The organism is Streptomyces sp. NRRL B-24572 (assembly GCF_002156145.1).
GTDB classification, from domain to species: domain Bacteria; phylum Actinomycetota; class Actinomycetes; order Streptomycetales; family Streptomycetaceae; genus Streptomyces; species Streptomyces vietnamensis.
On sequence record NZ_MWIG01000107.1, the window covers coordinates 1 to 23,818 of the forward strand.

The following is a 23,818-nucleotide window of genomic DNA, read 5'->3' on the forward strand; positions in this document are numbered from 1 at the left end:
GGGCGGCAGCGGCGCCATCGACGTCAAGCCCAGTGACCTCTGGTCGGTCTCCGGCAGGGCCGCCGCACAGCAGGACTTCCTGGTGCGCGGCGCCCACCAGCTCCTGGAGGAGCTGCGCGAGTATCCCGACGCCGGGGGCGCGGGCAGTGAGGCCCAGAAGTTCGCCCAGGCGTACAAGAAGATCGGCGACCGCTGGTTGGAGGTCTGGGGGCGGTCCGTGATCAGCGTCGGCGGCGTGGCCGTCGGGTTCACGGAGACGGCCAACGCCTACACCCAGGCGGACGCGGCGGCCCATCCCAAGCCGGGCACGACGGCCGAGCAGCGCCCACGCCCCGCCGTCATCGACCAGGCTCCGAAGTTCGGTGGGATACCGGACATCAAGTGGGGCGACGACGACGGCGTCGACGACTTCCTGCGCGGCCTGATGGAGGGCATACCGGAGATCGTCCGGGACGTCCTCCAGCCGCTGTGCAAGCACGTGTTCCGGGTCGGAAGAGTGGCGGACGTCCACCCGTTCCCGCAGCAGCACTACCTCAACTCCCTGTGCCACAGCTGGATGAACGTCTCCATCGTCGCCGCGACGGGGGCGGACCAGCTCACCCAGGCCGTCGGCGCCATCACCAACCACCAGCAGGCCGACTGGGAAGCCGCCATGCGGACGTTCTGCAGCGCGCTGTGGGGCGCCACGGACTGGGGGCAGCAGAGGCATGGCTATCAGTGGGCGCACACCGCCAGCTCCGGCCCGAGCACACCCAAGGTCCCCACGGGCAGCGAGCCCGTCCTGGCCGTACTCAAGGACACGGCCGACAACATCGCCACCATCCTGCGCGAGTACGCCGAGGCCGCCGTCGACCTGAACCGCGACGTCGCGGATGAACTGCACCGCGCCATGCGGAAGGCCGCCAAGGAGATCATCGACGACCTTGCCAAGCCCAAGAATCCCAAGGATCTCCTCGGCAAGGTCACGTCAGTGATCGGCAAGGGCGCGGGCCTGATCCTGTCGTTCGACGTCAAGACCGTGCTGAACTTCGACACGGCCAAGCTGAACCGCATCGTCGATACGTACACCGGCATCCTGAGCGGTCTGACCACCCGCATGGAGGCACTGAAGGGGCCGCTGGACGAGGCCTACCTGAGCGCCCCCAAGTTCGAGGCCGGCGTCGCCCGCGCCCACGGCTTCGGCACGCGGGCCCTGGAGGAATTCAAGGATTCGCAGGTCTGGCTGAAGGTCGACTCGAACGGCAATTACGATCTGAACCTCGCCGCCAACGAGTACATGGCGGGCGGCCACACGCTGGACAAGCATGTCGGCAAGACTGACGAACAGCTCACGCAACGCCTGCGTGACCAGCAGACGAACGGACCGACCCAGGCCTGGCCGTATGGCAAGCCATACCCCGGCAGCTCCTCCGCCTTCCCGAACTACCAGCGGGCGGAGTATCTGACCGAGTACAACCTCAATCAGAACAAGGCCGCTATCGAGGCTTGGATCAAGGGCCCGCCGCCGCCGGACGAGGGAAAGGTCGAGAAGTTCCGCGCGGACGCCCCGAATGGCGAAACCAGCGGGAAAAGCGTCTTTAAGCAGCCGCAGAACGTGCAAGACCCGAAGACCGGGTACAAGGAGGGAGGCATGGATGCCGAAGTGTACGACGTGAAGGGCATCGAGACACGGATCAAATACGACAGCAGCCGCAATCCGCCGTTCACCGTCATGACGTCGATGCCCTGCAAGTCCTGACGTAAGCAAAGCACGTAAGGCTCCGAGAAAGGCCCGCACCGCATGTTGTCCGTCGACCAGGCTTCCTGGGACACCGCCGTACGCCATCTGTACAGGGACGCGGTCGCATACATCGCCACGGGCCCGCGCGACCACGAGGACTGGGTCCTCGACGTCCCCCCGTTGATGGCCCGGGCCGTCCCGGACCCCCGGGGGTGGGCCCGCGTCGATGACACGGCGCAGGCCCCGGAGCGTGAGGGGTGGCCCGCCTATCCCTTCGCCGTCCATCCCCCGGAGTACATCGCGCCACGCCTCAAGGAAATCGACCGGGACAGTGCCGAGGACCTCCTCCTGGCCCTCACAGAGGCCGGCTGCACCCTGGCCAACCTGCAGTACTTCGAAGAATCCCCGGAGGAACTGCGGGCGATGGCCCGCACGATCCTCGCTCGTTACGGCGACAAGGCCACCTACCACACCAACGTCAGCAAGCAGGGCAGCCCGCCCGGGACGCTCGACTTCGCGCTGGAGGGCCTGGGGTACAGCCCACTCGGCGTCCTCATGGAGGACTGCGGCCTCGTCGTCGTCTCGGACACCGAGGTCGGTTTGTTCTGGACCTTTGCCGACTAGTGATCCGCCTGCGGATCAGGCTGAGAGGATGCCCCCGTGCTGACCCGTTCCGCTACCTACCCCGACCGGGACACCGCCCACTGGGCCACCCAGCAGGTGGTGAACGCCAACGAGCAGGTCATCCACCGCTGGCTGGCCCAGAACACCCGGGATCGCCTCACGATCGAGGCCGCCTGGCCGTCCCGCGAGGAGGCCGTGGGCCGGGTCCAGCTGGAGGCCGAGCTGCTGGCGGGGCGCGGGCCCGTCGACGTTCGCGCGGCGCGCGTGGTGCTGCGCCGCGAGCCGTCGAGCCCGCACGGCTTCGTCGTCCACACCACTGTCCCGTTCTATCTGTAGGGGCCGCACGCGAATGTCCATGAAGCCCCTCGAACACGACCGCCGGTACGGCGAGCTCGACCAGGTGATGCGCGCCTACCTGGGCCAGCCGGCCGACGACACCCCGGAGCGACGCAGCCGCGCCCTCGACGCGTACCTCCGCCACACCTGGCACACCCGCCCCTCGGCCGTCGCCGAGGCGGAGCGCCAGCTGCGCGAGTACAGCCGCAACCCTCCGGGACGGATCCGGCTGGAGCTGGGCGAGTTCTACGCGATCCCCGACACCGGGATGCCCCAGTCGGAGATCGGCGGCTGGCTGACGGTGCTGGCCGATCACCTGAAGAAGAGCATCGAGGAAGGCGACGTCCCGGAGCCGGCGTCCCCGCAGACGCACTGGGAGTGGCACGCGCGCTTCCCGGAGACCGCTCAGCTGCTCGGCGGCTGGTTCTCGCAGGACATCGTCGACGAGTTCCCCGACCACGACGCCGCCGTCGCCGACTACGCCGCCACCACCCACCCCCAACTGGTCGCCCGCCTCGTGGGCGAACTCCACGAACTGCTCGCCCTCCCCCTGGACGAGGGCGACTACGCCCTGGCCGCCGCCGAACTCGGCATGGAGGTCGGCCCGCCCGAGCCGTTCTCCCACGGCGCCTGGTTCCAGTCTGTGGCGACGACGCTGTCCGGCTGATTCAACCCTGTGGCCGGCCTCCCTCTCCTCTCGGTACGAGAGGGGCCCGTGCCACAACGTGCCAGTAGGGGCGGTGAACAGCGGTCACCAACAGACGCCAGAGTCAATCGAGAGCCCTACTGAGGAAACCCGTTTTCACAGGTCAGACGACTCTTTAGACCCAAGTGCCGGGTGATTCCCAAGCTTATGGCGCGGGTTCGATTCCCGTCATCCGCTCTTGAACGAAGCCCCAGGTCAGCGACCTGGGGCTTCGTTGTTCTCCGGGTCCGTCGGGCGGGTCGGCGGCGGGACGGGGACGGCCGGACGGCTTGTAATGCTCGAGTAATGGCAGCTGTCTAGCGTCCGGGCTCCCCCGTTCCGTTCCTGGAGGAGTGCCACGATGCACGTGCCCCGATCGCCCCGGCGCAGATCCGCCATGTGGGCGGCGGCCTCGCTGTCCGCAGCGGCCGCCCTGCTGGCCAGCCCCCTGACCGCCTCCGCCGACACCGCCAACGCCACGACGACAGACGCCGGAGCCACGGTGGACAGCGCGCTGACGAGCGCGCTGAAGGACGGCAAGGAGACCGCGTTCTTCGTCGTCCTCAAGGACAGGGCCGACCTGACGACCGCCAAGAAGCAGAAGACGCACGCCAGGGCCGCGACGGCCGCGTACAAGGCGCTGCGGGCGAACGCCGAGGACAGCCAGAAGTCGCTCACCTCCTTCCTCGACAAGAAGAAGGTCGGTCACAAGGGCTACTGGATCGCCAACACGGTCCTGGTCACCGGTGACCAGGACCTCGTCGACGAGATCGCGAAGCGCCCGGACGTGGAGTCGATCGTCAAGCGGAACGCGTTCGAGCTCGACGGCATGGAGACCTCCGACGCGAAGGTCAGTGCGTCGCGCACCGCGTCGGCGGGTACCGACTCGTCCGCCGACGGCACGGACACCCCCACGTGGGGCGTCTTGGACGTGAAGGCCGACCGGGTCTGGGACCAGTACGAGGACCGCGGCGAGGGCATCGTCATCGCCAACGTCGACTCGGGCGTCCAGTACGACCATCCCGACCTGGTCGCGAACTACCGCGGCAACAACGGCGACGGCACCTTCACCCACGACTACAACTTCTTCGACCCGACCGGCGAGTGCGGCACGAGCGCCCCGTGCGACAACAACGGCCACGGCACCCACACCATGGGCACGATGGTCGCGAAGAACGGCGTCGGCGTCGCGCCGAACGCGAAGTGGATCGCCGCCAAGGGCTGCGTCTCGGACATCTGCTACGACGACGACCTGCTGACCGCCGGTCAGTGGATCCTCGCGCCGACCGACCACAACGGTCAGAACCCGCGCCCGGACCTCGCCCCGGACATCGTCAACAACTCCTGGGGCTCCGACGACCCCGACACCCCCATGTACCAGGACGTCCTCGACGCCTGGAACGCGGCGGGCATCTTCGAGGCGTTCGCGGCCGGCAACGACGGCAACGGCGTGGCCTGTTCGACGACCCACCCACCGGGATCAATGAACTCGTCCTACGGTGTCGGCGCCTACGACGCGAACGGCAGGATCGCCAAATTCTCCGGCTTCGGTCCCTCACCGATCGACGGCACGGCCAAGCCGAACATCTCCGCGCCGGGCGTGAACATCACGTCGACCTGGCCCGGTTCCTCGTACAACACCATCCAGGGCACGTCGATGGCGACCCCGCACGTCGCCGGTTCGGTGGCGCTGCTGTGGTCGGCGGCCCCCTCACTAATCGGCAAGATCGACGAGACCCGCGCACTCCTGAACGAGGGCGCCCGCGACGTCGAGGACACGCGCTGCGGCGGCACCGCCGGCATGAACAACATCTGGGGTGAGGGCAAGCTCGACATCCTCGCCTCCGTCGACAAGGCCCCGCACACCGCCGTCACCGTGACCGGCAAGGTCACCGACGAGGCGACGGGCGCCGCGCTGCCGGGCTTCACGTTCCAGGCCACCGGGGGCCGCCAGGTCACCACCGGCGCCGACGGCACCTACCGGCTGACGCTGACCGCGGGCACGTACGACTTCACGGTCAGCGGCTACGGCTACACCGCCAAGACGGTCCCCGGCGTCACGCTGACCACCGGCACGCCGCTCACCCAGGACTTCGCGCTCGACGCCGTCCAGAGCCACGCCGTCACCGGCACGGTCCTCGACGTCGCGGGCAAGCCGCTCGCCAAGGCGACCGTCTCCCTGACGGGCGTCCCCGTCGACTCCGTCACCACCGGCGCCGACGGCACGTACGCGCTGCCCGAGGTCGCCGAGGGCTCGTACGACCTGCGCGTCGAGCCCGCCGCCCCTGCCGTCTGCAACGGCGCCTACACCGGCCGGCTCGAGGTCGACGGCGACGAGAGCGCCGACGTGAGGATGCCGAACCGCACCGACACGGGCGGCACGTACTCCTGCGCCCCCGTCGCCTCCTCCTGGATCAAGGGCTCGACGACCACCGGGCTGACCGGTGACGAGGACGCCAGGACGATCAGCCTGCCCTTCCCCGTGACGCACTACGGCGTGAGCTACACCAGCGCCTCCGTCACCACCAACGGCCTGGTCAACTTCCTCCAGCCGCGCCTGGGCGACTACGTCAACACCGCGCTGCCCACGGCCGCACGGCCCAACGGCGTCGTCGCGGTCTTCTGGGACGACCTGGTCCTCGACAAGAAGTCGAGCGTGCAGACCGCCACCACCGGCAAGAGCGGCGCCCGTAAGTTCGCCGTCGTCTGGAACAACGCCTCCATCGCCGCCGACAGCTCGGTGCGCATCTCCTTCGAGGCCGTCTTCGACGAGGCCACCGGCTCCGTCACCCTGCAGTACCAGGGCATCGGAACCAGCGCCCTGCAGCGCGGTGGCTCGGCGACCACCGGCATCGAGAACCAGGCCGGCACCGACGCCCTCGGCACCTCCTTCAACCAGACCGTCCTCAGCGACGCCACCGCCATCCGCTTCACCCCGAAGGGCGCCCGATGAGAAACATCCACCGGCGGGGCCTGCGCCTGGCCTCCGTACTGATCGCGTCAGGGCTCGCGCTGACCGTCACCCCGGCCGTCCACGCCGACGACGGCGGTCTCCTGTCGCTCACCGACAGCCAGGCCGAGCAGTTGGCCCGGCACGCCATGCCCGACGTCTACGGGGACGGCGGCAAGAGCCTGGAGCAGGGCACCGAGGACGCCGGCACGAGCGACGGCTCCACGTCCGACAGCTCCACCGCCGACAGCGGGACGAATGCCGTCAGCCCCTGGAAGCTGACCAAGAAGTCCGCCGTGGAAGGCGCCCAGGGCATGGCCCGCACCTTCCCGGTCGGCGGCTCGAAGGGCGACTACTTCACCGTCAACAGCCTCACCCCGATCCAGCGGGTCGACGCCGACGGCAAGCGGCTGTGGTCGCGCGACTCGACGTCCCTGGACTCGGACTGGCAGGTCACCCCGACCCCCCGCGCCGTGAAGGAGCCCTACCCGGCCGCCGTGGTCATGGGATTCAACGCGGTCAACCCGTTCTCCCCGACCTCGGACAACGGCGTCACCACGGGCGACCTGACCGGTGACGGCGTCGATGACATCGTCTTCACCGCCAAGTCCGGCGTGAACCCGTACCGGCCCTTCACCTCGCCGGGCTCCCCGCTGCCCAACGGCACCTTCGTCACGATCCTCGACGGCGCCACCGGTAAGACGCTCTGGTCGAAACTGTTCGCAGCCGCCTACAACATCAAGCTGGTCGGCAAGACGCTGGTCGTCGCGGACTCGGCCTACGCGAACATGAACTCCCCAGCGGGCTCCAGGACCACGCTGAACGGCTTCCGCTTCGACCACGCCGACGGCAAGCTCACCCCGTCGCAGACGTGGACGTACGACGCCGGCACCTACACCGGTGTCTCGTGGGGCTCGCTCGAGCCGATCGGCGACGGCCTGCTTGCCGCCTCATGGAACCAGGCCAAGCGCTACACCACCGACAAGGTGCCCAGCGGCCACACCCTGGTGATCGACACCGAGGACGGCAGCGTCAAGTGGACCAGGAGCGGCCGGCTCTACGTGCGCCAGCTGCACCTGGACGCCGAGCGCGGCCGGATCGTGGCCCTGGAACAGTCCGACTACGCCGACGGCGTGAAGTACGAGCTCAGCACGTACGCGACCGGTGACGGCACCCGCACCTCCCTCAGCGAGCGGATCAACGCGTTCCCGCTCGTCCTGGAGGTCGGCGACATCCAGGGCGACTCCAAGCCGGAGTACACGGTCAGCGAGTCGACCATCGACGACAGCCTGTCGATGAACACCAACAGCATCCGCGCGCTGGACGGCGACGACGCGAGCCTGCTGTGGTCCCGCACCCTCAAGCGGCCCGAGGACCAGGCCGGCGGCGACCTCGCCTCCGTCTGGGGCCTCCAGGCCGTAGACGGCAAGATCATCGCCTCGGCGATGGACGACAAGGACGCCGACACCGCCGAGAACCGCTACTCCAACCACTACGCCCGGATCACGGCGTTCGGCGGCGCAAAGGGCGACGTGAAGTGGGACAAGCGCGGCACCATCGGCTCGATGCTGGGCGGCCAGCTGTTCCAGAGGGACGGCGGCTGGCGGCTGCGCACCACCGACACCGACCAGAACGTCCGCACGTACAACATCGGCAGCGGCAAGCAGGAGAGCCTCCAGCCGATCGAGGGCATCCCGTACACCGCCGTCGCCACGGACATCAACGGCGACGAGAAGCAGGACCTCGTCGTCGGCGGCTCCTCCGCGGGCCTGTACGCCTACGACGGCCCGTCCCTGGTGTCCGGCAAGCCCCAGCGGCTGTGGACGGCGACGATGCCCGGCCGGGTCGTGCAGGTCATCAAGGCCGACACCACCGGCGACGGCCGTGACGAGATCGTCGTCGCCGCCAGTGAGGGCACCGCGATCGTGGACGCCCGTACCGGCAAGGTGCTCACCACCGTCAAGGCCGCGGACGGCGAGTACATGCGCAACGTCGTCGCCTCGAACCTCGACGGTGACCCTGCCGCGGAGATCGCCGTCGCGACCGACAAGGTGCGTGCCTACGAGGGCAACGGCTCCCTGAAATGGGAGTACGCGGTCCCGTCGGAGATCGGCACCCCCGCCTTCGCGGACCTGTCCGCGAGCAACGGCAAGGTCTACGCCCAGTACCAGACCCGCGGCAAGCTCCCGACCGGCCCGGTCACCGTCGGCGGCGTCGCCCTGAACGGCGAGGACGGCAAGGCCGCCTGGTCCTTCACCCCGAAGGCGCCCGCGGGGACCACCGGCGACGTGCTCGGCATCCCGCTGCGCGCCGGCACCTTCGCCTCGAAGGACATCCCGTACGCCGGCGGAAACGCCGTGGTCTTCACGTACGTCGTCCGCGGGGACTTCGCGCAGACACCGCCGAACCAGCTGACGAACATCACCGAGATCCGCGACGGCCGCACCGGCGCACTGCTGCACCAGGCCAAGACGGGCGGCTTCGCCACCATCGGCAACTGGTTCACCGGCCCCGAAGGCCTGGTGCAGAGCAGGCTCGTCTCGCTGCGCACCTTCGGAGCCGACGAACAGGACTACGAAGTCCACACGCTGGCCGAGATCCGCACCTCCTCCTTCGCGACGGGCCCGGACGGCGCCCGCCTCGTGGTGTCGAGCGGCGTCCAGGTACTGAACCTGTACCCCGCCTCCGTGCTGACGTCGGGTGCGAGCTACCCGGCCGCCAGCGTCTCCACCGGCATGACGGGCTCCCGGGAGCACTTCGTGGCCGACCTCGACGGCGACGGGAAGGACGAGGTCATGCTGCTCTCCTTCGACGACTACGGCACCGACCGCACCGCCGGCCTCGTCGGCAACCAGGTCTCCAACCCGTACACGGCGATCCGCTCGCTGGCCACCTGGACCATCGACAAGTCCTGACGGTCCGCATCCGCTGAGCCGGCGGGCCCGTGTCGGCGCGGGCCCTCGCACCAGCCCCCTGGGCCTCGCCCAGGGGGCTCTCAGTTCGGCGGGCTACAGTGGCAGCCCCATGAACGCGCAGCCCACCCCACCCGGCGCCGCGCCGGATGTACCGCTGCTGCGCCTGCACCTGCTCGGCGGCTTCCGCGCCACCCGCGGCAGCGGCCCGCCACCCGCCGAACGCTGGCCCCGGCTGACCGCCCAGACGCTCGTCAAGCTCCTCGCCGTCACGCCCGGACACCGGCTGCACCGGGAACAGGTCATGGACCTGTGCTGGCCGGACGCCGGTCCGCAGACGGCACCCAACAACCTGCGCGTCGCACTGCACGCCGCACGGCGGGCCCTGGAACCCGAGCTCGCACCGCGCGCCGCCTCGTCGTACCTCATCTCCGACGGGGCCCTGTTGCTCCTCGACCCCGCCACCGTGTGGGTCGACGCGGATCACGTCGAGGAGGCCGCGCGGTCCGCGCTGGCGTCCCGGGACATGACCGAACTGGAGAACGTGCTGGAGCGATTCGAGGGCGGCCTCCTGCCCGAGGACCCGTACGCGAGCTGGGCCGATGCGCGGCGCACACGGCTCATGGCCCTGCGGGTCGAGGTGTGTCTCGCCCTCGCCACCGCGCACATGGCGCACGAGGACCTGCCGCAGGCCGCGGCGGCGGCCGAGCGGGTACTGGAGACGAACCCCGCCGAGGAGGGAGCGCACCGGACCCTCATGGACATCGCTCTGCGGCAGGGGATGCGCCGCCAGGCACTGCGCCAGTACCACCTGTGCCGGGACGCCCTCGACGCGGAGCTGGGGGTGCGCCCCGGGCCGGAGACCGAGCGGCTGCACCGGGCCGCCCTCGCCGCCGCTCCTACGCCGGCCGCCACCGGGCCCGCCCTGCCCGCGCCGCTGCGGGGGATCACCGTGGCACCCCTGCGGGGGCGGGACGACGCGCTCCGCGGGCTCCTCGCAGGCGGCGGGCCGCCGGTGAGGCTGCTCACCGGCGAACCCGGCGTGGGCAAGACCCGGCTGGTGGCCGAGGCGGCACGACGGGCCGCGGGCTCCGGCACCGCCGTGCTGTGGGGGGCCGGGCACGACGCGGAGGGCCACACCCCGTACGGGGCGTTCGCCGAGGCGCTCGACGGCTGGCTCGCCGTGCGGGAGGTGGCCGAGCGCGCCCGGATCGGCGCCGAGTACCCCGACCTGGCCGCGTTCCTGCCGTCCCTGGGGCAGATCAGCGGATTCGGGGAACGCAGCCCCGAGGAGGAACGCGACCGACTGTTCCGGGCGACCGCCGGGCTGCTCGGCGAGCTGACCGCCCACCGTCCGGTCCTGGTGGTCCTGGACGATCTGCACGCCGCGGACTCCGGCTCGTACCAGCTGCTGAGCCATCTGGCGCGGCGGGCCGCCGGGCCGGGGTCCCGGCTGCGGTTCCTGGTGACGTACCGCGAGGAGGAGTTGCCGGACACCGACCCGCGGCGCGCGGACCTGACCGTCCTGGTGCGCCAGGGGCTCGCCGTGCCCCACGGCCTGGAGCGGCTCGGTAAGGACGCCTGCCTGGCGGTGGCCCGGGACGCGGTCGGGGCCGCCGCACCGCTGGACCGCGTCTGGGAGCTGTCCCTCGGCAATCCGCTGTTCGCCGTGGAACTGGCCCGGGCGCTCGCGGACGCCCCCGAGGAGGGAACCGCGACACCCGAAGGCGTACGGCAGCTGGTGACCGAGCGCCTCGCGCGGCTCGACCCGGACGCACGGCGCGTCGTCGAGGCACTGTCCGTCGCGGGTTCCGAGACCGCCTCGTCCGAACTGCTCGACGTCGCCGCGCAAGGACTGCACCCTCCGGTGACAGGAGCCGCCGCCACCGCCGCCCTGGAACGGGCGATCGGCGCCGCGCTCATCGAGGAGCGTCCCGTCGTGGCGTCCGGGCGACATGTGCCCGGCCTCGCCTTCCGCCATCCGCTGGTCCGCCTCACCTGCTACGAAGGACTCAGCGCCGTGCGCCGCATGCAGCTGCACGGCGCGTTCGCGCAGGCGGTGCGGCAGCGCAGGCCCGACGCCGTCGACACCCTCGCCTCGCACTTCACGCGGGCCGACGACCCCATGGCCGCCGAGTATCTGCGGCTCGCGGCGGAGCGGGCCTCTGCCCTGTACGCCAACGACACCGCCGACCGCTACTACCAGGACCTCGTGGCCCGCCTCGACGTGGACGCGGCCCGCACCCGGCTCGCCCACTCCCAGGTGCTGCGCCGCATGGGCCGGTTCGACCGAGCGGCCGAGGCGCTGCGGACCGCGCTCGACGAGTTCGTACGGCGGGACGACAACGACCGCGCCGTGCTGGCCGCGGGATACCTGGCCGAGAGCCTGGTCAGGGCGAAGGACTCTGCCGCCGGGCGGCAAATCCTGCACGACCACCGGGCGACCTCGGACACCGCGCCCGAACCAGCGGCCGTCCACTACCTGGCCCTCTCCCTGGTCTGCTGCTACGAAGGAAGGTACGACGACGGATACGCGGCCGCCCGGCTAGCCCTCCCTGCCGCCGAGCAGGTGCCCGGCGCGGCCGGGCAGGGGCTGCTCGCCCGCGCCTACACCCTGCTGGCCAGCAACCTGGGTCTGGCCGGCCACTTCGAGCGGGCCCGCGCGGCCGGCGACCGGGCTCTGGAGCCCGCCGAAGCGTACGGCGATCCGCAGCTGCTCGGCACAGTGCTGTCGACGCAGCGGGAGAACGCCCGGCGCGCCGGGCGGCTGCACGAGGCCGTCGGCCTCGGCAGGCGCGCCCTCGACCTCGCCGAGCATTCCGGGGATCCGGCGGCCATCGCGTTCGAGCGGGCCAACCTGGCGGAACTCCATCTGCTCCTCGAGGAGACGGCCCCTGCCGCGGCGCTCGCGGACGCCGCGGTGACCGGAGCGGAGGCGGACGGCAGCTGGTGTCTCCCGTACGCCCTGACGGCACAGGCCCGGGTACTGCTGCGCACCGGCGACCTGTCGGGCGCCGTAGCCGTCCTGGACCGTGCCGAACGGATCGCCACCGACCTGGAGGACCGTCAGGCCGCGTACGAGGTGAGCACGGCACGCGCCGAACTCGCCCTGCTCGCACACCGCCCGGACGAGGCGCTGGCCGTACTCGACGGCCATGCCACCGACGCGCCGACCCTGACCGCTTGGGCCCATCTCCTCGCCGGTCAGACCGAGTCGGCGCTCCGCATCGCCCGTGCGGAGACGGAGCGTGCCGCCCGCTCCGGAGAGCGCCTCGCCGAAGTGGAGGCCCGCACCACACTCGGCGCCTGCCTGTCCCGCCTGTCCCGTACGCAGGAGGGCGAAGCGGAGATGGCGCACGCCTCGTCGCTCGCCGTCGCACTGCCCTACCCGGCCTGGGCCGGACGCCTGGGACGGGCCCGGAAACTGCTGGGCGAGACGAGAATGTCGACGCAGCCGTAGCGCCTGCCGCACGGCCGCCGGAGCCGGGAGCAAGGCACAGATGGACCGGCTCCACGAACGTGCCCCGCGTGCCCCCCGCCGTGCCCTTCGGAGCGGTAAACAGCGGACAGGAGGGGGTTTCCACAACACCGGAAGAAGGTCCACCGTGAGGCCGTTTCCCCAGGTCAGACGCCAGATGATCTCCGCAAGCGCCGGTGATTCCCAAGCTTATAGCGCGGGTTCGATTCCCGTCATCCGCTCTTGAACGAAGCCCCAGGTCAGAGACCTGGGGCTTCGTCGTTGTCTAGACCTTCTCAGGTGCCTCGCACCACCTGCGCACCACGGCCTGGTCGCGATCCTTGATAGCCTCGCCGGTCACTCGTACAGGAGACCGACAACCGCAGGGGGACGCGTGTCGTTCGATGACGAATGGGCCCGGGCGAAGGCCGATGGTTCCTTAGACAGTCCGACCGCCATGCGGCTCAACCAGCTCCCCGTGGATCGGGGCGGGTCCACCACGGGCGGAACGCTCGACTACAACACGGACTCCATCAACGGGAACGCGAACCTGCTGATCGAGATCGCGGGACTGCTCCACGAAGGCAGGCCCGACGGTGATCTCGGAACCATGGCGCGCGTGCCGCGCTCTCACACCGAAGTCGCCACCGAGGTCGAACGCTTCGGACGGTTCGCCAATGATCAGTTCCTGGACACGGTCGCACTCCTCGCGGCGCTCGCCACCCGTCTCAAGACCACGGGGACCGACTTCGTCGCCGTGGACGACGCCAATACCCGTCGCTTCCTCGACAACGTCCTGAGCGATGGCCAGTACGTGGCACCGGAGGCGAAGTGACCGGCCTGAGCTACCGCAAGGACGTCGAGTTCCTCGAAGGCTGCAACCCCGCCCTCGTCGAGCGGAACGCCGACGAGTTCAAGCGCCTCCACGACATGCTGGTCGAGGTCGACGTACCGGCCGAGCGCGCGGAGAAGCGGACCCACTGGCACAGCGAAGGGAGCCAGCACTACGTGTCTCGGCTCGCCGAGGCACGCAAGCTCATGCAACACATCGCCGAGGGCTACGGGCACGCTGCCAGTGCCCTGCGAAGCTACGCGTGGGCGCTGGAGACCGCGAAGAGTCACTACTCGAACGGCAAGGCCAACGAGCGCAGCCTTGCCGCCCTGATCGGCACCAAGGGCACCGCGATCACCCGTGAGGCGCAGGACGCCGAACCCATGCGCCAGTGGGAGGACATGCGAGCCACCACGGGGGTCCTCGACTTCTTTGCCGAACTCACCATGGATGTCGACGACATCCGGGAAGAGGCGAACAGGCTCCACGATGCGGCGGGAGGTGCGTTCCACCTCGCTGGGACGACCGAGAAGGAAGCCCGTGACCTGTGTGTGCACGGGCTGAAGCAGGCATATGAGCTCCTGCCCGAATTCCGCATGGGCTCCGTCCAGCGAGTGGACATCGTGGCGGCCATCGCGTCCCTGAGGAGCGAGGCCGCGGAGGCCGGCGGCAATCCCCTCACTCACCTGCCCGGCAGCCCGCCCAAGCAGGACTACGCCGGAGGAGTCGGCACCAACCCGGTCTCACCGACGCTCCACGACATCCGCACACGGCTGTCCGCCCTTCCGGGGGCGGAGGACAGCTACTGGAGTCCGCCTTCGTCGAGCCAGGACCGGAAGGACTGGATCGCCGCGAACAAGGAGATCATTCAGGCCGCCGCGAAGAACTCGGGATTGCCGGCGGACATGGTCGCCGGAATCGCCTGGCAGGAGATCGGTGGACAGCCCGGCATCCTCGACGACCTCACGGACACGATCCGCGAGCAGGCCGACGCACCCTGGGGACTGAGCCCGGTCTCCCCGGAGAACCTCCCCTGGCGCCTCGGCGGGACCCCGGACGAGACGTCCTTCGGCCCCATTGCCATCCAAGTGCGCCGCGGAGCCGAAGTACTCGGCTACGACCCCCAGAACATGACCGAACAGCAGCGAGCAGTCGTGGAGGAGTCCCTCCAGGACCCAGGGCAGAACATCTTCATAGCGGCGGAGTACCTGGCCCAGCTCAAGGCCGAGAGCGAGTTCGCCGACGTTCCCCCCGAGCAGATGACGCCCGAGCAGCGCCAGGAACTGGCGGCACGGTACAACGGCGGTCCGTACTGGCAGGGCGATGACGCCCAAGCCTATGGACGGGCCTTCACCAAGAACCTCGACGAAGCCAAGGGAGCTCTCCAGTGATGCCCGATCGGCCCGACGTCGCCGGGACTGCCAGTGACGACGGCTGTCTGCGGTGGGTCATGGCGGTCCCGCTGGTGCTCCTCCACGCGATCGCCGCATGGTTCGTGTACATGGCCCTGACGATCCGGCCCGCGGGCAGCTGGGACGACGAAGCACGGGCCGGGATCATACTGTCCTGCGTCCTCAGCATCGCCGCGAGCGGACTCGCCCTGCTGGTCACTCTGCTTCCGTCGATCCGTCGCGCCATGGGCCCCTGGTGGCTCGCCCCACCGCTCCTCCTGGGCGCGGTCGCAGCCGCCCGGTGGGCAATCGGGGTGTGAGGACAGGCCGCCCGCACCTCGTGCCCCAACCGTGCCCTTCAGGACGGACACCAGCGGTCGACACGGGTGTCCAAGAGCTTGTGGGATGAGTGCCGCCAAAGCATGTTCCCGCAGGTCAGAAGCGGGATAATCGAACTCGGTGACGGTGATTCCCAAGCTTATAGAGCGGGTTCGATTCCCGTCATCCGCTCTTGAACGAAGCCCCAGGTCGGTGACCTGGGGCTTCGTCGTTGTATCAACCTGTTCCGGCGTCCCGCGCCACTTGCGCACCACCGCGATGGCAACCAGATCTCAGGCCTTCCGGGCATCCGGGGCCGCCCCGTGCAGTGCCGCCCTGCGGCGGCGGTGGGTCAGCTCTGCGTGGTGTCGTCACCCGTCTGCCCGGCGCCCTCAGCCGTTCCTACCTTCTCGCGCATCTTGCGCACCAGCTCCGCCTTCTGTTCGGCGGCACCCCGGCGGTCGAGGTTGCGGTGCGGACCGTTGTTCTGGCGTTCGGCCCGGGACAGCTTCTTGCGCTGGCCACCGCCCTGGCCCACGGGGTTGTTGATGTTCTTGCTGTCGGTCACGGGTTCTCCCGGTCATGAGCTGGAGTGATCTAAGACGTTACTCGGTTTATCGGCCGCCCTTGCCGACCTGCTCGGCCGCACCCGCGCCCGCATCCTCGACCACCTCGTCCAGCCGTCCGCGACGACCGAACTGGCTCAGCGGCTGGGCGTCAGCCCCGGCACGGTCAGCCAGCACCTCGGCGTCCTGTACCGCGCCGGGCTGGTCACCCGGGCCCGGCACGGACATCTCGTGCTCCACCTGCGCAGCCCTCTCGGCGACCGGCTTGCGCGCCGCCGCCGTGGTGTGCGGCAAACAGGACGTCTTTGGCCGGGGAGCGGTGGCTTGCCAGGACGGGAAGCGTGCCACAACGTGCCGGTAGCGGCGGTAAGACGCGGTCAACAAGGGTGAGCCGGAACAGCCAAAAGGCTGCTCCCGACGGGCGTTCTCGCAGGTCAGACGCTGTGCTCACGCTCAAGTGCCGGGTGATTCCCAAGCTTGTGGCGCGGGTTCGATTCCCGTCATCCGCTCTTGAACGAAGCCCCAGGTCGGCGACCTGGGGCTTCGTCGTCGTCCAGACCTCTCCCCGCGCCTCGCGTCACCTCCGCACCACGCCCTGGCCGCCCTCCTCGATAACCTCGTCCACAGACCGGTCATGAGTCGCTTCGACATGCTTGTCCCTTCAGGGGAATCGGGCAGGGTCCGGCCTCCGCACGGCGATTGCGGTGCGACCGGAGTCCTTGCCTTCGGGGTCAGCCCCGCAGGGTGGCGATGGCCTTCTCGATACGCCGTTGGCGCGTCTCGGGCTTCTTCGCGCTCTCGATGGCGCGCACGTGCTCGCGCTTGCGACCGTGGGCAAGGTTGTCGTACGCGGCGCGGGCGGCCGGGTCGCCGTCCAGGGCCTGGGCGAAGTCCGCGGGCTCGACGACGACGCGCGGCTCGGTGTCGAGCTCCAGCTCGACCTCGGCCTCCTCGCCGATCTCGACACCGGCGGCCTGCCGGTTGGCGTTGCTGAGGCCGAGCAGGTGGCGGCCACGCAGGAGGGCGACCCGGCTCTTCCAGGAATGCCCGTTGACCGTGATGGTCACCGGAGGCCGCGTGCCCCCGCCGAGCGCCGCTACCACCTCGGACGGAACTTCCAGGCCCCGCATGGGCTCAGGTGGCTCGACGTGTGCTCGGAACTTCATGGTGGTTCTCCTGTTGTTCGGCCCGTTGTTCTGCCGGCTCACCGGCGCGCGTTCGCCGTTCGACCGGTACGACAGGGCCCGGGGTCAGGGCGGCGTGGGGACGCGCTACGCGGCGGCCTCCCAGGCGAACCCGTCCAGGTCGGTGAAAGCGTCGGCGGTGCTGCCGAGGACGATGCGGTGCGAGCCGGTGCCGTCGACGGGAACTCCGAGGTCCTTGGCCAGGGCGCGGCGCTTGTACAGCGCCAGCTTGACGGGGCTGGACTGACCGGCGGCGAACTCGGCGTACTTGCCGCCGAAGCTCTTGGCCACGGTCAGGCCCCGGCCGACGTAGAACTGCTTGGTGGCCTTCACGTCCTCGACGCCGATCAGCAGGACGACCTCGTCGATCTCGCGGGTGTCGGGGCCGGTGTCCTTCTTCTCCGAGGTCGCGATCTTCCAGATCGTCCCGTCCGGGGCCTGGACGACGCCGCTGTAGCCCCACAGCGACTTCGCGGCGGGCTTCAGGACGGTGGCACCGGCGTCCACGGCGGCGCCGAAGAAGCCGTCGACGGTGGCCGGACGGGACACCGTGAGCGCCAGGGTGAAGCCGCGGAATCCGGTGGAGTGCGCCTCGGACGCCCGAAGGCTCACGTACGTGTCCACGCCGAAGGCGCTGTAGAAGCGGCGAGCGGCCTCGAGGTCGGCCACCTCAAGGGTGACGGACGCGAGGGACGTGACGGCTGCGGTGGATGCGGTGGTTGCCATGACCATCACGCTAGGGGCCGAGCGGCGGCCGGGGCTTCTCGATTCCTGACCGGTCTTGAGACCTGTTCCGCCACGCACGCCGGCATGCCGACCAGCTCGGTGAAGCGGGTGGTGAGCGTGCCCAGCGACGCACAACCGACCACGAAGCGGACCTCGGTGATGTTGAGGTCGGCGTCGAGGCCCCGCCGCAGCAGCCGAAACGGGGGCCGGACCTTCGCGCTCCGCAGATAACCCGTGTCGGTGCGGTGCGCGCCTCACTAGCGTGTGCCCATGGACGAGGTCACGTGGGTGGGGGTGCGGGAGCGGGTTCTCCGGCTCGCCGAACACCCTGAAGCAGACAAGGTCTTCGGCGCGCGGGGGCACGGCTTCCGCCTCGGTCCGGTCATGAGCGAGGAGCAGCTCCGGGCGCTGGAGGCGGAGCTGGGCGTCGGTCTGCCCGCGCAGTATCGGAGCTTTCTCCTCCATGTGGGAGCAGGTGGGGCCGGCCCCCACTACGGCCTGATGACACCGTCCTTGGGCGACGGTGGGTGGCAGTGGCGCGGCATCGGGCTCACGTTCTCCGCCCAGCCGACCACCGCCGAGTTCGCCGGGCGGCCCTTCGTGGCCGAGGTGCTGCAGGGAGAGCTCGACGCGCTCGACGATCAGGAGCCCGAGAAGGACGCCTTCGCGACCGACGAGGAGTTCCGTGATGCTCACGCGGCCTGGGACGCGCGCTACGAGGAGCTGTACGACGCGCAGGAAGCGGGCGCGGTGTTCCTCAGCGAGCAGGGATGCGGCTATACGTCGCTGCTGGTGATGACAGGCCCGCACCGGGGTGCCATCTGGGAGGATCTGAGACCGATGGACCGGGGGATCGTGCCGACCGGGCATGACTTCGCGCACTGGTACCGAAGCTGGCTCGAGCAGACCGAGCAACGGCTCGATACCTGACGGGGTGACGACGGTGCAGTACTGCGAGCGCCACGAAATGCACAACTGCGCGGACTGCGCTCCGCCCGCACCGCGCAGCAGCGCACCCACCGGCGAATGGGAGGACTGGCCTGCAGCCGCGATCATCATCCACGCCAGCGGCAAGGCCCACCTTCCGGGTTGCATGCACATCGTCCCGGCCGATGTCCGGTCACCCCGCTACGGCTGGGTGCTCACCCCGTCACCCGGGGCCTGGCGCCGCCTCGCGCCCTCCAGCCCGCTCCGCGCCACCCAGGGCAACACCGAGCGGGCGGCCGTGAGCCGCTGCGAGAGCTGCGACGCGACGCAATAGGAAAGCGGTTCGATCCCCGGGGGGGGAACCTGCCCGTTCAGGCTCAGCAGGCCGTGCCCCCACCGTGCCCTTCAGAACGGGTACGGCCGGATCACCGTCACGTGCCACCCGCAAGAGCGCTCCGGCAGGCGGCGCTCCGGGCGCTGTCGGCGGCGCGCGCCCTCGGCACGCCTCCTCGGTCGGGGCCGCGACGCCTCGCTCGGCAGCTGCACGGCCTGTGACGGTCATCGGTCCTGGAGGGCCGGGGCGGCGTGACGTCCTCCGCCCCGCAGCTCGCGGCGGCGCACGTACCACCAGAGCGCGGGCAGCAGGGCGAGCCAGAGCGCCAGCTGGAGCGGGACGCCCGCGAGATCCCCGACGATCAAGGCGGGCAGCGCGCACAGCATCGCGCCGAACGCCGCCTTGCCATGGACCACGAGGAGCCTGGGCAGTCCTCGTTCCCCGTAGCGGCGCGCCCGGACGACCACCCGGCCCCCGGCGTACGCGGTGAAGGCACCGGCCGCCGAAAGGACCGACCCCACCGCGGTCGCGAACTGCGGCTCACCCACCGGGGTGTCGGCCGTCTCCTGGGACCGGCCGTCCTTGGCCACGGCGACCCTGTAGTCCCGCCACAGCGTGACGGTCACGACATCGCCCGGCCGCAGGTCCTTCAGCAGGGGGCCGTCCGCGCCCATGTCGATCTCGTCCGAGACCTCGCGCGAGCCCCTGAGGCGGAGCGAGAACTCCTCGTGCTTGGGCTCGTCCTTGACCACCGTGCTCACGACGGTCGCCGTCACGTCACGGAGGCAGTCCTCGGACGCCCCGGCGGAAGCGGGGCACACGGACGCGGCGGCGAACGCCCGCTCTTCGTCGATCAGTTCCGGTACCACGCCCAGGAGGACCACCCCCGCCAGGAGCGTCGTGGTGATGCCCAGAAGCGCCGCACACGAGCCCCACGCCCGGTGCCAGAGCGTGCGCCGCCGCACGGCGGCCGAAGACACGTGCGGGCCGGGACGCGGCGGGCCGTCAGACATTCGGTCCCCCCGCTCGGACCGTCCTCGCACGGGCGAACACGGTGAAGACCACGACCGACACCGAAGCGCCGAGCCCGGTGGCGAGCGGGTCCGCCACGGCCCGCCCCGTCACCGGCCGAAGGAGCTCCACGGCGCCGAAGACGGAGGCGAAACCCACGCAGCCGGCGAGCACACCCGCCGCCCAGTCCCGGTGCACGAGCACGAGCACCACCAGGAAGGCGACCGGCGGCGATCCCTCGCCGGCGGGGGGCAGCCATGCCCCGCCCAGACCGCACACCGCCCAACAGGCCGCGAGCACCCACCCCGCCTCACGCCACGTGACGCTTCCGCCGACCGTCATCGCCCCGGACCTCCCGTCGTCCCATCGGTCGCGGCGGAAACGGTCGGCCGCGTTTCACCGCGCCGTCGCGACCCGTGGACGGAGGAGCGCCAGAAGACGAGGAGGTAGAGCACGGGGCCGGCGGCACGGCAGGAGCCGACCACCTCGGGCTCCGGGAGTCCGGCCAAGCCGTACACACCGCCGACCCCCGTGCCGATCCCCAGGAGGGCGAAGCCCGCCGTCCAGCAGAGCGCCACCCATCGCCCGCCACGGCCCACCCACGCGGGAGCCCGCTCGGGGCGGGCCCACCACTCCCAGGCGGTCCACGCCATCAGGGGCCCGAAGCCCAGCATGAGGACATCACCGAGCACGTCCCACAGCCGGTCCATGCTCCCCTCCCTTGTTACGTACGGCTCCGCGGCCTCGCCGCAGCGTGCCCCTGCCCCCCTGCGGCACGAGCGAGCATGGCATCTCGCGCCCGGCGAAACATTGCCCGGATCCAGCAGTGTTGGCGCGCTCAGACAGCTCAGCCCCTGGAAACCGGCGGTTGGGCTCGCCGAACTGCGCCGCGTCGGGTCCGCTGCCTCCGCGATCGCACGGTCGGCGGCATTCCGCCTCGTGACGAGCCCCGGGCCGGGACGGCGACCCCGCCCGCCGTGCGAAGGCCGCACCGGGGAGCGCAGTGGTCGCGGGACGGATCGGCATGTGGTCGGTTGGGCCCAATGGCCCCCCTGATCTGCCCTTCCGGTCTCTGGTGGCACCGTGCGCGCCGCGTCGAGGATCGGAGGTGAAGGCAGGTCGCCGCAGCAGACACGGAGGCCCCGAGGCGAGGAGGCGAGAACGATGGACGAGCTCGGGCGAGCGGAGTGGTTCGTCATCGGCGTCACAGGCATGGCTCTGGCCGCAGCCGCCCATGCCGCGGCCGGTGCGGCACACATCTCCAGGGAGATGCTGCGGGCCTCGACCGGCGGAAACCCCGGTTCGGACGGTTCGGGATTCCAGGTGGACAGCGGCCCCGGCGGCTGGATCCTGTTCGGCACCTTGATCGTGGCGAGCGGAGCCGTTTACCACGTCGTGTCCGGAGTCAGCACGGTCATCAAGGAGATCGTGCACGTGACGCCTCGGTGACCAGTCCCGACTCGACGCGGACGACACGAAGCCGGGAAGGCCCGTGCCATGGCGTGCCGTGGTGTCTTTGATCGCCGGACATGAACACGGCCGCCTGACGGGCCGTGTTCCGCGCAGCCGCCTGCTGAAGGCGCTCGTCCACACGGCCACGACGTCCGTACTGACGTGGAACCGCGAGCCCCCGCGGCCGTACGACATCGTCACCCGCACACAGGCGGCTCTCTCCGCGAAGGCCGTCTTCGACATCGCCGTCGGCATGCTTGCCGCCGCCGCCCGCATCACCCCCGCCGAAGGCGGGCAGCGCCTGCGGGCCTACGCGGGCGCCCACCGGCAGCGGCCGGCCGACATCGCCGAAGACCTCGTACGGCGGCGGCTGAGCCCGGAGGCCGTACTCGCCCCCACACCCTGACGCCGGGATCCGTCGCCGCTCGCGGCCGGGCGAGGGCCTGGCCCCGCCCGCGAGGAGCGCGGCCGGGCGCGGACCCGGCCCCGCCCGGCCGCACTCCTCGCCGCGGCAGGCGGACCGGCAGTGTCCCCAGGGCCGGACTTGCCGGATGGCTGCCCGAGCAGCCTAGGGCGGCGGGGGTTCGGTCCGGCGCGAGTCTTCTCGGCGTGCCTTTGCCGTTCCGGCCGCCCGGGCCGCTGAGGCAGACCGCCGAAAGCGGCGCAGCATCCGGGCGGGCCCGTCGCCGTCTGCGGGCGGGTACCCGTCGTCGAAGAGGTCGAGCAGCCGACGCGGCTGGGACTGCCAGTTGTAGGTGAAGAACGTGATGCCACGCGCGTTCAGGCGGCAGGCGAAGGCCAGCAGGGCGTGGAGGCCCACCACATCGACGAAGGTCAGGTGCTGCATGTCGCAGGCCACCACATCGGCGCCGTCGAGAACGGGCTGTACTTCGTCGAGAGCGGGCCTGGCGTCCAGGTCGAGCTCGCCGGTGGGGGCGAGGTGCACGGTCGATCCGTGGCGCCTGGTCTTGACCCCGAAGCCCACGGGGGTGCTTCCGCCGGCTCCCGTCGCCCCGGGCCGGCGTGGACCCGGGCGGCCGGCCACTGGGCGGATGTCCGGCGCGGCCCAGCCGTGAACGGTGAGCACGTGGTGGGTCCCGGCGAGGCGGAGCAGAAGGGCCACCGGGCGGCTCAGTGCGGTGAGGACGAGGGTTTTCCCGTCCCTCAGGGCCAGATGGTTCAGGTCCAGCAGGACGTGCAGGCCGGAGCTGTCGCAGAAGGTGACGGCGGCCAGGTCGATGTCGAGTCCGCCACGACTGGCGGTCAGGGCCATGGTGAGGTTCTGGCGGAGGCCGGCGGCGTCGGCCGTGTCGATCTCGCCGCTCACGCGCGCCAGCACCCGATGGGGCCCGGGTACGAAGATCACGGAGACGACCGAAGGCGGCATGAGGCCACTGACGTGAGCCGCCCCGGCGGTGGACGGGTATCCGGGATGAGAACTCATGGCCTTGCTCCCTCGGCAGTTCCGTTCTTGCGGGAAAAGGCTTGGCGGGGCAGGACTGCGGTCCGGCCCCTCGACGGTTCGCGGATCAGCTGCGCGGGTCGCGCTCACGGGGATCACCGTCCGTGGCGGGTTTCCCGGCCGCCCCGGTCCGGGGGCTCAGGTCGACCAGGAGCTGCAGGAGGTCCGCGATCCTGTGGTGTCCCTCGGCCGGGTGACGGAAGAGGGTCCCGGGCTTCACCTCGTAGTGGTTCCGGCGGCCGTTGCGCTTCCGGGTGAGATACCCGGCGCTCTCCAGGTCCGTGACGATGGCCTGGGCGGCGCGTTCGGTGATCCGGCAGGTCTCGGCCATGTCCCGCAGCCGCGTCTCCGGATCCCCCTGGATCATGGCGAGGATCCGGGCGTGGTTCGTGACGAACGTCCAGCTGGTCCGAGGCTTCATCGGCTCCATGCCCGAAATTATATGATTTGCGATTCCGGTTTCGCCATACCGGAACCCGGATTCCCTGACCGGAAGCCCCTGGAACCCCCGTGCCACTCCTGCAAGCGGCCCGTCCCGCGGAGAGCGAGACCAAAGGCCGGCCGCCGCGCTGCGGTTCTCCCTCGCCGCCTGACACCGACGGCCCACGCGCGGGGTGGGGCGGTCGCCCGCCGTCCCGGGTCCGGCGTGTCCGCCTGCTGATCACCACGATCGTCGCGAAGAGGGTTGGTCTAGGGTGCCGGCGGTCCGTACAGGCGGAGGACGGGGAGACAGAGCGGTGACGTGGGACGGCCGTGCGTCCGGCGAGCAGGACGCGTGGTGGGATCCGGAGGCGACCGAGTTCCTCCCGCACATCGCGCCCGGGCCCGCGGGCGCGGAACCGTGGCGTTTCGACCGAGAGGTCACGGACACCCGGCCGCTCCCCCTGATCGACGCCCCGATCGACGTCGTCCCGGGCACCCCGCTGCCGCC

The 23,818-nt window shown here is 70.7% G+C and carries 24 protein-coding genes and 1 pseudogene; 16 read left to right on the forward strand and 9 right to left on the reverse strand.

Annotated elements, in window-relative coordinates:
- From CCN56_RS42995 to CCN56_RS06680, 10 genes are all read left to right on the forward strand, one after another.
- Positions 1–1,738: RNase A-like domain-containing protein (locus tag CCN56_RS42995; protein WP_086824497.1), on the forward strand; the 1,738-nt coding region annotated here is incomplete at its 5' end.
- A 42-nt stretch (positions 1,739–1,780) separates the two neighbouring features.
- Positions 1,781–2,344 carry a hypothetical protein gene (locus tag CCN56_RS06640; protein WP_256961815.1) on the forward strand — a complete coding sequence of 188 codons (564 nt, stop codon included), beginning with the start codon at positions 1,781–1,783 and terminating at the stop codon, positions 2,342–2,344.
- Between the two features lie 36 nt (positions 2,345–2,380).
- Positions 2,381–2,680, forward strand: a complete 300-nt coding sequence (locus CCN56_RS06645; RefSeq protein WP_086824499.1) for an RNase A-like domain-containing protein — start codon at positions 2,381–2,383, stop codon at positions 2,678–2,680.
- A gap of 13 nt (positions 2,681–2,693) precedes the next feature.
- The gene (locus CCN56_RS06650) at positions 2,694–3,347 is read left to right on the forward strand and encodes a contact-dependent growth inhibition system immunity protein (protein WP_086824501.1); all 654 of its coding nucleotides are present in this window, start codon (positions 2,694–2,696) and stop codon (positions 3,345–3,347) included.
- 379 nt (positions 3,348–3,726) lie between these two features.
- Positions 3,727–6,318, forward strand: a complete 2,592-nt coding sequence (locus CCN56_RS06655; RefSeq protein ID WP_086824502.1) for a S8 family serine peptidase — start codon at positions 3,727–3,729, stop codon at positions 6,316–6,318.
- On the forward strand, positions 6,315–9,230 hold the full coding sequence (locus tag CCN56_RS06660; RefSeq protein WP_086824504.1) for a hypothetical protein: 2,916 nt from the start codon (positions 6,315–6,317) through the stop codon (positions 9,228–9,230). Before CCN56_RS06655 ends, CCN56_RS06660 begins: the two co-directional genes overlap by 4 nt.
- A gap of 109 nt (positions 9,231–9,339) precedes the next feature.
- Positions 9,340–12,687, forward strand: a complete 3,348-nt coding sequence (locus CCN56_RS06665; RefSeq protein WP_086824506.1) for an AAA family ATPase — start codon at positions 9,340–9,342, stop codon at positions 12,685–12,687.
- Between the two features lie 454 nt (positions 12,688–13,141).
- Positions 13,142–13,519 (forward strand): hypothetical protein, encoded by a 378-nt coding sequence (locus CCN56_RS06670; protein WP_179199714.1) that lies wholly within the window; start codon positions 13,142–13,144, stop codon positions 13,517–13,519.
- The gene (locus CCN56_RS06675) at positions 13,516–14,907 is read left to right on the forward strand and encodes a hypothetical protein (RefSeq protein ID WP_086824508.1); all 1,392 of its coding nucleotides are present in this window, start codon (positions 13,516–13,518) and stop codon (positions 14,905–14,907) included. Before CCN56_RS06670 ends, CCN56_RS06675 begins: the two co-directional genes overlap by 4 nt.
- The gene (locus tag CCN56_RS06680) at positions 14,907–15,227 is read left to right on the forward strand and encodes a hypothetical protein (protein WP_086824534.1); all 321 of its coding nucleotides are present in this window, start codon (positions 14,907–14,909) and stop codon (positions 15,225–15,227) included. The genes CCN56_RS06675 and CCN56_RS06680 overlap by 1 nt, the downstream gene beginning before the upstream one ends.
- A gap of 350 nt (positions 15,228–15,577) precedes the next feature.
- Here the strand turns inward: CCN56_RS06680 and CCN56_RS06685 are convergent, their stop codons facing one another.
- Positions 15,578–15,793 carry a DUF6243 family protein gene (locus tag CCN56_RS06685; RefSeq protein WP_086824510.1) on the reverse strand — a complete coding sequence of 72 codons (216 nt, stop codon included), beginning with the start codon at positions 15,791–15,793 and terminating at the stop codon, positions 15,578–15,580.
- Between the two features lie 130 nt (positions 15,794–15,923).
- On the opposite strand from CCN56_RS06685, the gene CCN56_RS06690 reads away from it, so the two are divergent.
- Positions 15,924–16,181 carry a winged helix-turn-helix domain-containing protein gene (locus CCN56_RS06690; RefSeq protein ID WP_256961816.1) on the forward strand — a complete coding sequence of 86 codons (258 nt, stop codon included), beginning with the start codon at positions 15,924–15,926 and terminating at the stop codon, positions 16,179–16,181.
- A 341-nt stretch (positions 16,182–16,522) separates the two neighbouring features.
- On the opposite strand, the gene CCN56_RS06695 is transcribed toward CCN56_RS06690, so the two are convergent.
- The 3 genes and pseudogenes from CCN56_RS06695 to CCN56_RS44280 form a co-directional block, all read right to left on the reverse strand.
- Positions 16,523–16,957 (reverse strand): YdeI/OmpD-associated family protein, encoded by a 435-nt coding sequence (locus CCN56_RS06695; protein WP_086824514.1) that lies wholly within the window; start codon positions 16,955–16,957, stop codon positions 16,523–16,525.
- Between the two features lie 105 nt (positions 16,958–17,062).
- The gene (locus CCN56_RS06700; protein ID WP_086824536.1) at positions 17,063–17,707 is read right to left on the reverse strand and encodes a glyoxalase; all 645 of its coding nucleotides are present in this window, start codon (positions 17,705–17,707) and stop codon (positions 17,063–17,065) included.
- Positions 17,707–17,934 (reverse strand): annotated as a pseudogene (locus CCN56_RS44280) (AraC family transcriptional regulator); the annotation flags it as partial. The gene CCN56_RS06700 and the pseudogene CCN56_RS44280, both read right to left, overlap by 1 nt.
- 37 nt (positions 17,935–17,971) lie before the next feature.
- Between CCN56_RS44280 and CCN56_RS06710 the strand changes: the two are divergent.
- Positions 17,972–18,631 carry an SMI1/KNR4 family protein gene (locus tag CCN56_RS06710; protein ID WP_086824516.1) on the forward strand — a complete coding sequence of 220 codons (660 nt, stop codon included), beginning with the start codon at positions 17,972–17,974 and terminating at the stop codon, positions 18,629–18,631.
- A 4-nt stretch (positions 18,632–18,635) separates the two neighbouring features.
- Positions 18,636–18,962: a hypothetical protein gene (locus tag CCN56_RS43845; RefSeq protein ID WP_218779396.1), complete on the forward strand. Its 327-nt coding sequence runs from the start codon at positions 18,636–18,638 to the stop codon at positions 18,960–18,962.
- Between the two features lie 224 nt (positions 18,963–19,186).
- Here CCN56_RS43845 and CCN56_RS06720 read toward each other — a convergent pair whose 3' ends face one another.
- The 3 genes from CCN56_RS06720 to CCN56_RS06730 are packed head-to-tail and all read right to left on the reverse strand — an operon-like array spanning position 19,187 to position 20,683.
- On the reverse strand, positions 19,187–19,942 hold the full coding sequence (locus CCN56_RS06720; protein ID WP_086824518.1) for a hypothetical protein: 756 nt from the start codon (positions 19,940–19,942) through the stop codon (positions 19,187–19,189).
- Positions 19,943–19,967: 25 nt separating this feature from the next.
- A complete protein-coding gene (locus CCN56_RS06725) occupies positions 19,968–20,273 on the reverse strand; it encodes a hypothetical protein (RefSeq protein WP_143664443.1) in 306 nt (101 codons plus the stop codon).
- Between the two features lie 38 nt (positions 20,274–20,311).
- Positions 20,312–20,683 (reverse strand): hypothetical protein, encoded by a 372-nt coding sequence (locus CCN56_RS06730; RefSeq protein ID WP_086824521.1) that lies wholly within the window; start codon positions 20,681–20,683, stop codon positions 20,312–20,314.
- A 454-nt stretch (positions 20,684–21,137) separates the two neighbouring features.
- On the opposite strand from CCN56_RS06730, the gene CCN56_RS06735 reads away from it, so the two are divergent.
- Together CCN56_RS06735 and CCN56_RS06740 are read left to right on the forward strand one after the other, a co-directional pair.
- Complete coding sequence (locus tag CCN56_RS06735; RefSeq protein ID WP_086824523.1) at positions 21,138–21,422, forward strand: hypothetical protein; 285 nt, start codon at positions 21,138–21,140, stop codon at positions 21,420–21,422.
- Between the two features lie 58 nt (positions 21,423–21,480).
- Complete coding sequence (locus CCN56_RS06740) at positions 21,481–21,831, forward strand: ANTAR domain-containing protein (protein ID WP_179199716.1); 351 nt, start codon at positions 21,481–21,483, stop codon at positions 21,829–21,831.
- 162 nt (positions 21,832–21,993) lie between these two features.
- On the opposite strand, the gene CCN56_RS06745 is transcribed toward CCN56_RS06740, so the two are convergent.
- Positions 21,994–22,869, reverse strand: a complete 876-nt coding sequence (locus tag CCN56_RS06745) for an STAS domain-containing protein (protein WP_086824526.1) — start codon at positions 22,867–22,869, stop codon at positions 21,994–21,996.
- An 85-nt stretch (positions 22,870–22,954) separates the two neighbouring features.
- The gene (locus CCN56_RS06750) at positions 22,955–23,317 is read right to left on the reverse strand and encodes a helix-turn-helix domain-containing protein (RefSeq protein WP_086824528.1); all 363 of its coding nucleotides are present in this window, start codon (positions 23,315–23,317) and stop codon (positions 22,955–22,957) included.
- Between the two features lie 307 nt (positions 23,318–23,624).
- On the opposite strand from CCN56_RS06750, the gene CCN56_RS06755 reads away from it, so the two are divergent.
- A partial coding sequence (locus CCN56_RS06755; protein ID WP_143664444.1) for a hypothetical protein occupies positions 23,625–23,818 on the forward strand: 194 nt, incomplete at its 3' end.

Coding starts and splice junctions, on each gene's coding strand:
- CCN56_RS06640 (WP_256961815.1), top strand. CDS start 1,781: ATGTTGTCCGTCGACCAGGCTTCCTGGGACACCGCCGTACGCCATCTG.
- CCN56_RS06660 (WP_086824504.1), top strand. CDS start 6,315: ATGAGAAACATCCACCGGCGGGGCCTGCGCCTGGCCTCCGTACTGATC.
- CCN56_RS06665 (WP_086824506.1), top strand. CDS start 9,340: ATGAACGCGCAGCCCACCCCACCCGGCGCCGCGCCGGATGTACCGCTG.
- CCN56_RS06750 (WP_086824528.1), bottom strand. CDS start 23,317: ATGGAGCCGATGAAGCCTCGGACCAGCTGGACGTTCGTCACGAACCAC.
- CCN56_RS06745 (WP_086824526.1), bottom strand. CDS start 22,869: ATGAGTTCTCATCCCGGATACCCGTCCACCGCCGGGGCGGCTCACGTC.
- CCN56_RS06735 (WP_086824523.1), top strand. CDS start 21,138: ATGGACGAGCTCGGGCGAGCGGAGTGGTTCGTCATCGGCGTCACAGGC.
- CCN56_RS06700 (WP_086824536.1), bottom strand. CDS start 17,707: ATGGTCATGGCAACCACCGCATCCACCGCAGCCGTCACGTCCCTCGCG.
- CCN56_RS06730 (WP_086824521.1), bottom strand. CDS start 20,683: ATGGACCGGCTGTGGGACGTGCTCGGTGATGTCCTCATGCTGGGCTTC.
- CCN56_RS06695 (WP_086824514.1), bottom strand. CDS start 16,957: ATGAAGTTCCGAGCACACGTCGAGCCACCTGAGCCCATGCGGGGCCTG.
- CCN56_RS06650 (WP_086824501.1), top strand. CDS start 2,694: ATGTCCATGAAGCCCCTCGAACACGACCGCCGGTACGGCGAGCTCGAC.
- CCN56_RS06670 (WP_179199714.1), top strand. CDS start 13,142: ATGCGGCTCAACCAGCTCCCCGTGGATCGGGGCGGGTCCACCACGGGC.
- CCN56_RS06655 (WP_086824502.1), top strand. CDS start 3,727: ATGCACGTGCCCCGATCGCCCCGGCGCAGATCCGCCATGTGGGCGGCG.
- CCN56_RS06710 (WP_086824516.1), top strand. CDS start 17,972: ATGGACGAGGTCACGTGGGTGGGGGTGCGGGAGCGGGTTCTCCGGCTC.
- CCN56_RS06680 (WP_086824534.1), top strand. CDS start 14,907: ATGCCCGATCGGCCCGACGTCGCCGGGACTGCCAGTGACGACGGCTGT.